Source organism: Bacillus sp. USDA818B3_A, assembly GCF_009928415.1.
Classification (GTDB): Bacteria; Bacillota; Bacilli; order Bacillales; family Cytobacillaceae; genus Neobacillus.
In genome coordinates this window covers 35512-48679 of sequence record NZ_JAABNN010000017.1, presented here as the reverse complement: position 1 = coordinate 48679, position 13168 = coordinate 35512, and the positions used below count along the sequence as shown (strand labels likewise).

The window sequence follows — 13168 nt, the reverse complement described above, 5'->3', positions numbered from 1 at the left end:
TCCAATGCTGCCTATTTTGCATAATAGTTGTCTACATTTTTTTTGGTCACGACTGTTATGCCCGTATCCATTTTCGGTAGAATATCGTTCGTATACGGATCATTTGGAAGTTCAATCAGGTCATGTCTGACATGGAACAAATATTGCAGAGACCAATAGCCCATGTTCCAAGTTCCCTGTGCTAGGGTAGCCGATATCGTACCGTCTTTCACCATGTCAAGCATTTGTTTATCTGTATCAAAACCAATAATTTTTACTTGGCCAACTTTTCTTTGGAGAATAGCAGCTTCTCCTACCCCAACGCCGCCATTTGCCTCCGTTACAAAAATCCCTTTTAAATCCGGATGCTGTTTTAAAATATCAATTGCAACACGCTTAGAAACCAGCTGATTCCCTTTTCCATCTTTAACAGCCACCATTTTAATATCAGGATATTGCTTTTCAAGTGTCTCTTGGAACCCCGACAATCGGTCGATTTGATTTTGCTGATTAGATAACGTGATGACAGCTACCTTTCCTGTATAATCAAGCATATCCGCCATTTCATGGGCCGCTTTAACGCCCGCATTATAATTATCGGTCCCTATATAGGAATAAGCATTACTTTTGGGAGCATCCGAATCAAATAGTACAACAGGAATACCTGCATCTATGGCTTTATAGATGGTTACATCGAGTGCATCCGGATGAATGGCGGAAATCGCTATTCCTGATGGCTTTCTCGCAATGACCTGCTCAAGAACCGTGATTTGCTCTTTCACATCATATTGGGCTGCACCACGATATTCCACGGAGACATTATATGCCTGTGACGCATCCTCAAATCCTTTTAAAATATTTTTCCAATAATCGGCCCCTGCTTGGAAAGTAACCATGACATATTTCTCATCCATGTCCCCCTGCAGACCTTTTGATTTACCATCAATACTTGCGGTTGCCTCACGGGTTTGAAAATCTATTAAATATATTAGAAAGGCAATGATTAATAAAGCGTATACAGATAAAAGCTTTTTCACTTGAAACCCCTCTCAATAATTTGAAATATGAATCTATTATAAAAAAACAATCAGAATATATCCAGCCATTAAGGAACCATTCCAAGAACCCAGTGTGGAAACATGCTGGGTTCTCTTTTCGCAAGTGCTTTGAGCCATCTTTCGTTATACATCCTTATCCATGACTCTTTTGTGTGCTTTTGAACAGCTCGCATTAATAATTCATGATTAATATTATCAAACAATCTTTTAATAACGAACCAATGACATAGTCATATTTCCAGCACCTTTTTCCTGCCGGTCTATTTGTTCATCTTCGATTGTTTACTACAAATAAAAGAGTAAGGACCCACTAAGTAGGGTCCTTACTCTTTTACATTTCACCAAACCTTTCCGCCCGATTCTTATCGAAAGTTTTGATCGATGAATTCTTGTTCTTCCTCGGGTGTCAACAGCCGTGTCGCAACTCCGATGGTACCGTCTTGAAGGGAAAGAATTTCATTGTGTGCGTCGACCGCGTTTTCAAAATATCCTTTATCCCACTCATTCAAGATTCCTAGATAAACGTCCTTGTAGACATAATCAGTTTCAACTAATGTTTTAAGTAATTGGTCAATTCTTTCGGGAGTCATTTCCGTCGCTCCGTCCTTTTCATCTGCAGCAACTTTTTGGTGTGTCATACGATGAACAATCCATTGGAATTCACGTTCGGTAGGAATATAACTTCCTTCAGTGATAGTTTTTTCTAATTTGGCATCGTTTTCTGCTTTTGTACCGAGCGAAGACTCCGCACCGGCTACTGTTTTTTCACTCTCATTGTTTGTCACTTGATAGATTAGGACACCGACAATAATGGCCCCCAACACAGCAACCCCCGAAAGACCAATCAAAAGTCCTTTTAAGAATTTCTCCATAACCCAACCGCCCTTTTTATACTTATAACTATTTTAATTCTTATAAATACGGATTTCAAAACAATTAGTTTCAATACACGGGGGATATTCTGTTTTTCCCTGACTGGGCATCATACCTTTCCGCCCAAAAATATGGTTTTAATGGAATCATGAGTATCCCTATGGAACTAAGAATTAAAATGAAGATTTAGTTCAACAAACTGCGATCGACGTAGAATCGCTATTTCAACCAATAGTGCTGCATGAAAACATTCAACTAGATGGCAGGAAAATCGAGATAGATGGAAACAGAACAGGTTATTTTCAACTGACTGTTGACCCGACTAAGTGTAAAGGCTTTATAATAGAATTAGTAGTGGACACAGAGCACAATAATTAGGGAGTCAGATTACGGGCATCAAGATGTGATAGAAATGACCGCTTGTGGTGTTAATTTTAATAGAGGAGGAACGAAATGTACTACGGAGCTATAGAAGCAGGAGGAACAAAATTTGTTTGTGCGGTAAGTGATGAAAACTTTGACATTGTTGACCGTATCAGTATTCCAACCACTTTACCAAATGAAACGATGCAACACGTATATCAATTTTTTAATAAATACAACTTAATCTCCATTGGGATTGGTTCATTTGGGCCTATTGATGTCAACAAGGAATCCGGCACCTATGGTTACATCACCACCACCCCAAAGATGGGCTGGGGACATTTTAATTTGGTTGGCGCACTGGAGGAAAAATACCAAAAACCAGTAGCCTTTACAACCGATGTCAATGCAGCAGCGTATGGAGAATATAAAAAAGGAAGCGCCAAAGGTGCGAACAGCTGCCTATACCTGACAATTGGAACAGGTATCGGTGGCGGAGCCGTCATAAATGGAAAGATTTTAGAAGGATTTTCCCATCCTGAGATGGGGCATGTCTTAATAAGGAAACACCAAGAAGATTCATACGAGGGAAATTGTCCGTTCCACAAGACTTGTTTAGAAGGGTTAGCCGCTGGACCAGCGATTGAGGGGCGATATAGCAAGAAAGGACATGAGTTAGAACACGATGACCATGTTTGGAAATTAGAGGCCTATTATATCGCTCAGGCACTAATAAGTTATACGCTTATTCTTCGCCCTGAGAAAATCATTTTAGGCGGGGGTGTAATGAAACAAAGACAATTGTTCCCACTTATCCGTGCTGAATTCAAGCGCCTTTTAAACGACTATGTACAGACTCCAAATCTTGATGAGTATATTGTCCCGCCAGAACTTGAAGATAATGCTGGTATAACGGGATGTCTACTCCTTGCAAAAGAAGTCAGCTCTAATTAACCTAATTTTAAGAGTCATTTCCCCTTTAGATATTTATGGGGATATGACTCTTAAAATTTGACCCATCAGAAGATCGCAAATAAAAAGAGGTACATGAACGTCCCCGTACTTTCAACCAATTGTTCAACTGTTATAACCGCTTAATCATAACAAACAGCCAATGGCACTCTCCATATCATCTTTTAAACAGGATGTACTAATAACTTTTTGCCCTTCAGCTATACCTTAAAACAGTCTATTTATATAATTATTTATATTTACTTTTTAAGAACCCACTTTGTTTACTTAAACGTTCCCTAAATAGATTCATTTCTGTTTCTGAGACAAATTTCCCCAATTCAAGTAAATTATATTCTTGAACCATTAACCATACTTCAACATCATCTTCTACTACTGCGTTGTTTAATGAACTGCGAATACGTTCTCTATCCTGATCATTAAAATCCTCCAACAATTGTACAAGTTTTTCAAGAAGACTTACTGACTCTTCATTTAGCCCCGCAAATTTTTCACTGAGTTCTTCTTGAATAATGTCTAGTTTTGCCTCTAAAATTTTCAAATCAAATTTAGCAACTTCTTCTTCATTTTTAGAAAAAATGTAGTTAGGATCCTCCTCATCCAAGTCGTAACCTTCAAGTACTTTGATTTGCTCTTCCTTATCTGATATACGATCCTCAAGTTCTTCCACATCATCGATAAGTAAATCTCTTCTATTAATCTCCAGTTCAAGTAATCTTTCTAAACCACTAGAAATATCAGAATCAATTTCCCATGTTCTTTCATCATATTCTACGATATTTGCAACTACATCCCTAATATAATTAATAAAATATAATAGTGAATTTTCTTTATCCAGTAAATTCTCTAATTCATCAATACTCTCTTTAATCTCGTGTATGGAATTTTCAATATTGCCCCAGACTCTCTTCGTAACCTCTTCTTCTAACATTTCATCATTAATAATTGGTTTCATAACAGTTTCATATTCTAAAACTAGTTTAGGTCCCTTAATATATGTGGAATACTTCATTAAGTTGTCTAGATAACTATATAATTTTTCAGACAATAGTGAATTTGTTTCTAATACTATCCCTGCTTCAAATTTAAAATATGATCCAAAGTTTGCAGATCCAATATAGCAAAGCTTATCTGTTGCTATTATTTTAGAATGGTTTATTGGACAAAGATATAAGGTCATTTGGAATTTAAATTCTTCAGGTAAAATTTTCTTCAATAATTCTAGATTCAAGGTTAAATTATTAACAACTAAATGAACCTCGGCCGTTGAAGGTATCTGTTTAAGATAACTTAACATCTCATCTGTCATACTATATGTAAAAATATAGATTTTGTTAGAATCCTTAAAAGTAGATAATACCTTCTCTATATTTTTAAAATTTTGAGTGAATATTAGATTTCCATTTATCCCTTCTAGCGTAAGGCTTTCATTAATCTGTTTTAACATGTTATCCCCCCATATAAATTTATACATGCGTGTCCGATAAAGGTAAATTCCGTTCTCTTTTGCCATTTTAGAAACAGATTTTCTAGTTCATCTATTAACTACCTCCTAGTACTCAAACATTTTACTAAAATTTCCTTATATTTAAAACACCCCCAAAACATTCCTTTTTTTGTTTTTTAGAATGATATCAATTAGATATAAAGCCTTAAGTACTGACGTAAAGCATTTAATAATTTAGTCAACTGACCTATAATTTTAAAAGCGATCTCAATATAGTTAATTAAACAATAAAAAACATAAAGGCAATCTATAACTGGAATAGGAGTGGCTGGTTATGGACAAGCAGTAGTATTATTTTGGGGGAGATCTCTTAGTGTTCCATTTATGGATTGCGTTTTACGGTTGGCTGAAACTATGGATTCACTTTGTTATATAGGGCTATGTATGTATAAAAAAATCTAAGGGTAAGTTCCAATCTACTATGGATTCTTACCCTTTACTAATTACTTCTAGGACTATTCGACAGAAATCGATAAATAGAGACAGATTCCTTCCCATCCTAATTGGACTATTTTATACTATTCATATCATCAATCGTACGAAAGGGCAGCACCATTGAAAGATGGTTACGCAAAACTATAGGGGCTAAGGTCATTGACTATGCTAGCCAGTTACCGAAACAATTGACCTCCGTACGATCACTTAGGAGGAAAAAATGAATAAAAGTAACATGAGAAAAAATGCACTTAGTATTAAATCCTGTTATTTAACCGCTAAAGAACGAAAGATTGTGGAATGGTACGAGAGCAAAAGATTACAGGCAAAGATAGGGAACGATGAAATTAATGCAGCCAAATGATAAAAAAGGTTCCTTTGCCGAAGGATGCTTTTGGGGGACATTGTTTTCAGCTATTCTATGGGGGATTTTAATAGTCACTATTAAAAAATAATTGGTTACCGTTTGTCATTATGGTAACTTCATATCGCATTACACGCAAAAACCCCATTCCGGTCAAGGTGACTGGAATGGGGTTTTTTGAACTAACTATTTTTTAATGACTTTTAACAGGATTTCATCTGATTTATAGATAACTTTGACTTTATACTGGCTTGGTAAACCTACTGTCTCAACGGAAGTAAATTTTCCTCTATGTTGATTCTTATTATAGCTTATGAGCGTTATTTCTTTATCAAGTACAATGTTATCTGAAAAATCCAAGAGTAATGTGCCGTTAATGCTGGCTTTTCCTTCAATATCAACCACATTATTTGGATGATCAAGAGTAAGCTTAAGCGTTCCCTCGCTAGATTGTGTGTAATTTCCGCCTATGACTAATTTTCCGGAAACATTTTCTTCGAGTGTGCCTCCGTTATTCACAACATCCCCGCTGCCAAAAGCCGTCTCAGAATCACCTTCTAGTGTACCTTGGTCGATCACTGTACCACCAGTGTAAGTATTCTGGCCTTGCAGTACTAACGTACCTGTCCCCTCTTTATTCAGCTTTCCTGTACCGGAGATATCGTTGCGCCAGCGGTCAAATGCATTGTAACCACCTTTCGAAGCATCCATCGCCACCGTTACGTCTTGGGCGAAAGCACCATAGCCATCTGCTGCTGCGAATAGATTTAACCGTCCCCATCCCTCAGGATCGTCAAGTACAGGATAGCCGGAAGGAAGGCCAGTCGTGGCTAAAACCCAGCGGCGCTGAGTGCTGTCAAGATACGGAAGGCGTGTTTCCAGCAAGACTTCTGCTCCCTTAGGAACAACCATTGGTTTGGCAGTTGAGTTAATCTGGTCAAATCCATAGGTTAATCGTTGTGTAAAATCTTTTTTGTTCTTGTCGTAATCTGCAAAGCGATCTACCGCTGTACCCGTTTGGGTTAACAATTTTGTTTGAGCTTCGTCATAAGCCGCCTTTTTCAGGCCCTCATTGGCCGGATCGGACAGAATCGACGCTGCCAGTGCGGTCGCCATCACACGTCCGCCAATGACGTCAAGGGTAGAGTGCATACCGGCAACAATCCGGTTGTTACCAAGCTCCGAAGCACGAGTAAGCATTTCCTGATAGCGTTCCGGAACGGCATAGGCCATCGCAAGAGAAGCAAGATAAGCCGCGTTAGTATGGCCGCTCGGGAAGCCGCCATTTTTGCTTGGATCCGGGTCTATAGAAGAACGAATGGACGGAACGACAATGTCAGGGCTGGCCCAGCGAAACGGGCGCATATAACTATAGTAATTCTTAGCCGGTGTTGTGGATGAAAAGTTGCCTCGCAAAGTCTTAACCAAATTTACGATGTTGCCAAGATTAGAATCAGTTAGTCCTGCATCGGTCCCGCCATCATTATATTTTACAGTCTCAGCATCTGTCGGTACACTGCTGATGGTGGTTGTCGCCCCGGCGTTTTCACGATAAACATCAGTTAGCGAACCAAGCCCATCGATGACGCTGTAGCTTTGGCCCCTGCGCTCATCGAAATAGGCGGCTTCCTCTTGGTTGGAAGTACGGCTGCTTGTAATGTCCAGTACCTTTTGAATGTTGGCATCCAGTACAGCGCTGTTAAGTTTGGTCCCAGTATCCCAAGTAGGACCGGGAGCCCATAACTTATTAAATTCAGAAAGCACCCCAATGGTCGGGTTTGAATTCACCGTCATATTGGCGGTATTGTTATTTTTGTATGTATCTACAAAATACCCCCAAGCTGGCTGTTCCGCAGGATTTACGTTCGTTGGAAGATTTGCAGACGCACTCACTTTGCTTCCATTAAAGGAAGTTAGAAGTAACGGCAGAGACAATGCGGCAATGGAAAGATGTTTCGTTATTTTTTTCACTTTGGTCCTCTCCCCTATTAAACTAGTTTTTTTATTACTTTAAAAAAAGGCTTACCTAACAAATGAATCTATTTAACGGAATTTTCAATCTAAGAATAGCTAAAAAAAGGGACCAACTCCCTTTTTTAGTGTCAGGAGCTCATCCATCCGCCATCCACGCATAAAATATGGCCATTTACATAGTTTGACGCTTCCGAAGCAAGAAACACCACAGCGCCTTTTAAATCCTCCGGTCTGCCCCAGCGCCCTTGAGGGATCCTAGCGGTAATGGAAGCATGGCGATCAGCATTTCCCCGAATTGGCGCGGTATTATCGGTTTCAAAATAACCAGGTGCGATTGCATTTACATTTACCCCTTTACCTGCCCACTCATTGGCAAATGATTTCGTTAAACCAGCAACAGCATGTTTACTTGCCGTATAGGCAGGAACACGCAATCCACCTTGGAACGATAGCATCGAGGCAATATTGATGATTTTCCCAGAACCTTTTTCAATCATATGCTTCCCGATTTCCCGGCATAGTTGAAAAACTGCATGCTGGTTGACATTGATGACATCATACCAGTCTTCATCCTGAGTATTTACCGCTTCAGCACGGCGGATAATTCCAGCATTGTTTACTAAAATATCAATTTGCCCCAAAACGGAAAGGGCATCCACTGTGAGTTGGGAAGCAGCACCTTGCTTAGACAAATCGGCCTTTATTTCATGAAAAACTCCACCAACAGCCTCTATTTGATTACGGGTTTCCGTCATATCACTCATTCCTGCCCCAATAACAGATGCGCCTGCCTCCGCAAGCCCAACGGCAATTCCCTGCCCCAAGCCCCGGCTGGCTCCCGTAACAAGCGCTACTTTTCCTTTCAATGTAAATAATGATTGCATATTTGCCCCAACTCCTATCCTATTCATGCCTGTTCATATTTTTTTCGTAAATACATTAAACTATCTTCAATAAACGGCTCTTCTGTCTCTTCCATTATAATTTGAATAAATGGCTTCTTAGCTTTAATTAAAGGGAATATGAAATCATAGTTTAATAGACCTTTACCAACAGCTGTCGTTACCAGCCTGCCGCCCTCTACGATAAAATCCTTTGCATGCAAGACAGCAATTCTGTCCCCCAATAGCTCCAGTGCCTCTAGAAAAACATTTTCTTGATCTTGATAGTTATCGATTGTTAAAAAATTGACTGGATCCAAAACGACTTGAAGATTATTGGAAGGAACACTGTCTAACAGCCTTCTCAATGTCTTTGGGGAATAGATTGGATGGTTCACCCCGGCCTCTACTCCTACAATAACTCCAAATTTTTCAGCCTCTTCAACTAATTCGCGTACAGTTGTTACTACCTCTTGGAATGGTTCTTCTCTGAAATTTTCTTCTGTATAAATAATCTCAGCATTTACATTGCCCGTTTCGCTAGCAACAATACTGCAGCCAAAATCTCTGGCATACCTTATATGCTCCTTGAATCGCTCGATTCCATATCTTCTTTCCATTGGATCGGGATGAATCATATTAAAATAGCAGCCAAGCACGGCAATTTCGATATTTTCTGAAGAAAATGCCTTTCGGATATGCTGGGCATAGCCTGGACTTAAACTTCCCAAATCTGAATTTACATCAAGAGATTTTTTTAAGACTAGCTGAACACAGTTTAACCCTTTATCAGCCATTACTCTTGTTAACTCATTTAACGGGCGTTTCTCAAAGTCATGGCCTCTTACACCTAGATTCATTATGTCTATCACCTCTTTCCAATTAAGAAATCTATTATTTTAAATCTTCCATCTTCACATGATCCATGTCGTCATACGTGATGTTTTCACCGCACATCCCCCAAATAAACGTGTAGTTACTTGTTGCGGTACCCGTATGAATCGACCAGCTCGGCGAAATGGCAGCTTGTTCATTTTTAAGCACTAAATGTCTTGTTTCCTCAGGTTTGCCCATAAAGTGGAAAACACGTGTGTCTGGTTCCATATCAAAATATAAATATACTTCCATCCTGCGTTCATGAGTATGGCAAGGCATGGTATTCCAAACACTGCCAGGAGACAGCATCGTCAAACCCATTTGGAGCTGGCAGCTTTCACAGACATTCGGATGGATATATTGATGGATTTTACGTTCATTTAATGTCCCATTTGCCCCTGCTTCAAGCGGTTTAATTTCGTTTATATCAATTTTCACCGTTGGATATTTATGATGGGCAGGAGTTGAGTTAATATAAAATTTTGCTGGATTAGCAGCGTCCTTTGAACGGAATAACACTTCCTCCGTTCCTTTCCCCACATATAGGCCGTCATAGCGGACCATATCATAATCCACACCGTCAAGGGTGACAACCCCTTCTCCGCCGATGTTAATAATCCCCATCTCACGCCGTTCCAAGAAATAATTAACCCCTAACTCTTTATCCAGTTTAATCGTTAATTCTTGTTTAGCAGGAGTGACCCCGCCAAAGATCATTCGGTCAACATGTGTATAAGTTAAATGCACTTGATCAGCTTCAAAAAGTGTTTCCACCAAAAAGTGTGATCTCAATTCGTCTGTTGTATATCTTTTAATTTCCTCAGGATGGTTTGCATAACGTGTTTCCATTTTCATAATCTCCTTTATTGAACTAGATTGAAGAAAATATATCTCCCTATTCCAATCTAATGCTTGAAAGGATAGGGAGACAACTTTTTACTTGCGCTTCGCCAGTCGGATTACATTCCACGATAACTTTGGAAGCACGGTTGAAACTCGGCCATTTTCTGACCTCGCATCCCCATTGGAATGTGGCGCGACAGGAGTCCCATTTGCTGAGTTGGTAAGCTTTATGTCATCATTTTCAAGAACGATATGTTCCATTACTTCATAGCCTTCGAAGTTACGAATATCCACTTCTAATTCCAAGCCTTCCTGTAAATGGCGGTTTACGGCAAAGATCGTCAACTGTTCATTCTCCTCGTTATAAACAGCAGTGGATTCTAGGTACGGAACATCGGTGAAATCTTTGCTATCATATTTAGGGCTTGAAATAATAGGATTTAATGCCACACCTCTACCATAAACAGAAGCATGCATATATGGATAGAAAATGGTTTGTTTCCACGCCTTCCCCCCATTATCAGTCATAATCGGAGCAATGACGTTCACTAATTGAGCAAGGCAAGCGATCTTTAATCGGTCTGCATGCTTTAACATGGTAATCAGCATACAACCAACTAATAAAGCATCTTCAAAAGTATAAATATCTTCAAGCTGCGGAGGAGCAATACTCCATGGTTGAATCTTCTGATCTGCTTCATTACTGTGGTACCAAACATTCCATTCATCAAATGCAAGATTAATATTCTTTTTGCCGCGCTTTTTCGCTTTAATATAGTCAGCGATTGAAATGACAGAACGAATAAAATCATCCATTTCAAGGGAAAGAGCTAAATAGTTAGAGAGATCATTGTCGCGATTCCCATAATATTGATGAAGGGAGATATATTCAACATGGTCATACGTATGATCAAGTACAGTGGCCTCCCAATCTGCAAAAGTAGGCATCGTGCGGCTTGAGCTTCCACAGGCAACTAGCTCAATCGTTGGGTCGACCCATTTCATTACTTTTGCCGCTTCTTGGGCAATCCGGCCATATTCAGCAGCGGTCTTGTGGCCAATTTGCCATGGGCCGTCCATTTCGTTGCCTAGACACCAAGTTTTTATCCCATAAGGATCCTTTACGCCATGAGAGATACGTAAATCACTATAGTATGAACCGCCTGGATGATTACAATACTCGACTAGATTTCTAGCCGCATCAATGCCGCGGGTTCCAAGGTTTACAGCCATGTTCACCTCTGCATTTACTAGATTAGCCCATTTCATAAACTCATTCGTTCCAATTTCATTGGTTTCAACTGTACGCCATGCCAATTCTAATCGGCGCGGACGGTTTTCCACCGGGCCTACCCCATCCTCCCAGTTATAACCGGAAACAAAGTTTCCACCAGGATAACGGACTAACGGGACTTGAAGTTCTTTAACCATTTCCATAACATCCTGGCGGAAGCCATTTTCATCAGCCTGAGGATGTCCTGGCTCATAAATACCGCCATAAACAGCTCTGCCTAAATGCTCAATGAAAGAACCATAAATACGGTTATCAATCTCAGAAACTTTAAAATCTTTTTCCAAAATCATTTTTGCTTTATTATTGGTCATATTTACTCATCCTTTTATCATCTGTCAGTTAGTATCTCTTAAATCAAATGGCCATGTTAATCACTAGATTAATCGAGTCCACTAGCGCCACTCTAACATTTGTCCCGCCTAAATCAATTCCAATCGTATGCCCCAATTCCATGTTCACACCTACCAATGGCATGTTAGTTCTCCTTTATAGCCCGCTTTGCTCACGGATATAGTTGCGCGCTTTTAAAGCATACTCCAAAGGATTGGCGATGGCTGGATCCTGTTCGGCTTCAACCACAAACCAGCCTTTATAGCCAGCCGCAGCTAATGCTTCGAAAACTGGCTTAAAGTCAATCACTCCATCGCCAGGAACAGTAAACACTCCTTGTTTTACTGCTTGGAGGAAACTCCACTTCCCTTCACGGACCTTGTTAGCTACATCTATACGGACGTCCTTTAAATGCACATGTTCAATACGGTCCATATGTTTCGTCAGTACCTGCAAATGATTTTCTCCTGAAAAAACAAGATGGCCTGTATCATAAAGCAGTGAGACCTTATCTGGGTCCGTTTCTGCCATCAACCGGTCTATTTCCGCAGCGGTTTGGATGCCTGTTCCCATATGATGATGATAGACAATTTTCATCCCTTTTTCGGCTGCAATGCCGCCAAGAAGGTGCAGACCTTCGACTAAACGCTTCCACTCGTCTTCAGTAAAAACAGGTTTCTGATCAAATAGTGGGGTCTCCATCTGGCCTTGAATGCTGTTGCCTTGTTCAGAAACCACTATGACCTTCGCACCCATTTCATGTAAAAAGTCTCGATGTTCGATAAATGCTTTGGTGTTCTCTTCAAATGGCTTCGAGGTTAAAAAGGCACTAAACCAGGCACTGGCAATTTCAAGCCCCCGCAATCCTAAGGCCTTTTTTAGAACTTCCGTGTCCCGGGGGTATTTATTCCCTACCTCACTGCCGGAAAATCCTGCAAGTGCCATTTCACTCACACATTGCTCGAAGGTAATTTCCCCGCCTAACTCTGGCATGTCGTCGTTGGTCCAACCGATTGGTGCAATTGCCAGTTTCACATCTTGAAACATCTCACTTCCCCCTCCGTACTTTTTAGTAGAATCATTGATCCTGGGGTTTCTCGTAATTCCGCCGGTTTTCTGAATAATCCCGCCTGTTTTCCCGCTTTTCCCGCCGAATCTAACGTTAATTCCGCCTACTTCTATCGTAATTCCGCCGATTTCTCTATTATTTCCGCCAACCCCATGATTCCACCGCAATTTTTCCCTTTTAGTAGAATCATTGATCCTGGGGTTTCTCGTAATTCCGCCGATTTTCTGAATAATCCCGCCGGTTTTCCTGCTTTTTCCGCCGAATCTAACGGTAATTCCGCCTACTTCCGTCGTATTTCCGCCGATTTCTCTATTATTTCCGCCAACCCCATGATTCCACCGCAATTTTTC

Annotated in this window: 11 protein-coding genes and 1 riboswitch; of the genes, 2 read left to right on the top strand and 9 right to left on the bottom strand. The window is 40.2% G+C overall.

Annotation, left to right across the window (positions count from 1 at the left end; translation table 11 throughout):
* Positions 1-11: 11 nt before the first annotated feature.
* Positions 12-1016 (bottom strand): substrate-binding domain-containing protein, encoded by a 1005-nt coding sequence (locus tag GXK58_RS20590; RefSeq protein WP_160725059.1) that lies wholly within the window; start codon positions 1014-1016, stop codon positions 12-14.
* Between the two features lie 383 nt (positions 1017-1399).
* Entirely contained in the window at positions 1400-1909 is a 510-nt protein-coding gene (locus tag GXK58_RS20585; RefSeq protein WP_160725058.1) for a DUF6241 domain-containing protein, read from the bottom strand.
* A gap of 454 nt (positions 1910-2363) precedes the next feature.
* Here GXK58_RS20585 and GXK58_RS20580 point away from each other — a divergent pair, with 454 nt between their 5' ends.
* On the top strand, positions 2364-3227 hold the full coding sequence (locus tag GXK58_RS20580) for an ROK family protein (protein ID WP_160725057.1): 864 nt from the start codon (positions 2364-2366) through the stop codon (positions 3225-3227).
* A 247-nt stretch (positions 3228-3474) separates the two neighbouring features.
* On the opposite strand, the gene GXK58_RS20575 is transcribed toward GXK58_RS20580, so the two are convergent.
* Positions 3475-4692: a hypothetical protein gene (locus GXK58_RS20575; RefSeq protein WP_160725056.1), complete on the bottom strand. Its 1218-nt coding sequence runs from the start codon at positions 4690-4692 to the stop codon at positions 3475-3477.
* A gap of 595 nt (positions 4693-5287) precedes the next feature.
* A riboswitch (cyclic di-GMP riboswitch) is annotated at positions 5288-5371 on the top strand.
* A 36-nt stretch (positions 5372-5407) separates the two neighbouring features.
* On the opposite strand from GXK58_RS20575, the gene GXK58_RS20570 reads away from it, so the two are divergent.
* Positions 5408-5551: a hypothetical protein gene (locus GXK58_RS20570; RefSeq protein ID WP_160725055.1), complete on the top strand. Its 144-nt coding sequence runs from the start codon at positions 5408-5410 to the stop codon at positions 5549-5551.
* A gap of 186 nt (positions 5552-5737) precedes the next feature.
* On the opposite strand, the gene GXK58_RS20565 is transcribed toward GXK58_RS20570, so the two are convergent.
* The 6 genes from GXK58_RS20565 to iolE form a co-directional block, all read right to left on the bottom strand.
* The gene (locus GXK58_RS20565; RefSeq protein WP_160725054.1) at positions 5738-7522 is read right to left on the bottom strand and encodes an acid phosphatase; all 1785 of its coding nucleotides are present in this window, start codon (positions 7520-7522) and stop codon (positions 5738-5740) included.
* A gap of 131 nt (positions 7523-7653) precedes the next feature.
* A complete protein-coding gene (gene kduD, locus GXK58_RS20560) occupies positions 7654-8409 on the bottom strand; it encodes a 2-dehydro-3-deoxy-D-gluconate 5-dehydrogenase KduD (RefSeq protein ID WP_160725053.1) in 756 nt (251 codons plus the stop codon).
* Between the two features lie 23 nt (positions 8410-8432).
* Positions 8433-9266, bottom strand: coding sequence for a sugar phosphate isomerase/epimerase family protein (locus tag GXK58_RS20555; RefSeq protein ID WP_160725052.1), 834 nt, complete (start codon positions 9264-9266; stop codon positions 8433-8435).
* Between the two features lie 34 nt (positions 9267-9300).
* Complete coding sequence (kduI, locus tag GXK58_RS20550; protein WP_160725051.1) at positions 9301-10131, bottom strand: 5-dehydro-4-deoxy-D-glucuronate isomerase; 831 nt, start codon at positions 10129-10131, stop codon at positions 9301-9303.
* Between the two features lie 87 nt (positions 10132-10218).
* A complete protein-coding gene (gene arfA, locus GXK58_RS20545; RefSeq protein WP_160725050.1) occupies positions 10219-11730 on the bottom strand; it encodes an arabinosylfuranosidase ArfA in 1512 nt (503 codons plus the stop codon).
* Between the two features lie 175 nt (positions 11731-11905).
* Positions 11906-12796 (bottom strand): myo-inosose-2 dehydratase, encoded by an 891-nt coding sequence (gene iolE, locus GXK58_RS20540; RefSeq protein WP_160725114.1) that lies wholly within the window; start codon positions 12794-12796, stop codon positions 11906-11908.
* Between the last annotated feature and the right edge of the window lie 372 nt (positions 12797-13168).

Bases quoted from the DNA above. Each gene is read 5' to 3' on its own strand.
- GXK58_RS20585 (WP_160725058.1), bottom strand. From the start codon at position 1,909: ATGGAGAAATTCTTAAAAGGACTTTTGATTGGTCTTTCGGGGGTTGCT.
- GXK58_RS20580 (WP_160725057.1), top strand. From the start codon at position 2,364: ATGTACTACGGAGCTATAGAAGCAGGAGGAACAAAATTTGTTTGTGCG.
- GXK58_RS20575 (WP_160725056.1), bottom strand. From the start codon at position 4,692: ATGTTAAAACAGATTAATGAAAGCCTTACGCTAGAAGGGATAAATGGA.
- GXK58_RS20570 (WP_160725055.1), top strand. From the start codon at position 5,408: ATGAATAAAAGTAACATGAGAAAAAATGCACTTAGTATTAAATCCTGT.
- kduD (WP_160725053.1), bottom strand. From the start codon at position 8,409: ATGCAATCATTATTTACATTGAAAGGAAAAGTAGCGCTTGTTACGGGA.
- GXK58_RS20555 (WP_160725052.1), bottom strand. From the start codon at position 9,266: ATGAATCTAGGTGTAAGAGGCCATGACTTTGAGAAACGCCCGTTAAAT.
- kduI (WP_160725051.1), bottom strand. From the start codon at position 10,131: ATGGAAACACGTTATGCAAACCATCCTGAGGAAATTAAAAGATATACA.
- arfA (WP_160725050.1), bottom strand. From the start codon at position 11,730: ATGACCAATAATAAAGCAAAAATGATTTTGGAAAAAGATTTTAAAGTT.
- iolE (WP_160725114.1), bottom strand. From the start codon at position 12,796: ATGTTTCAAGATGTGAAACTGGCAATTGCACCAATCGGTTGGACCAAC.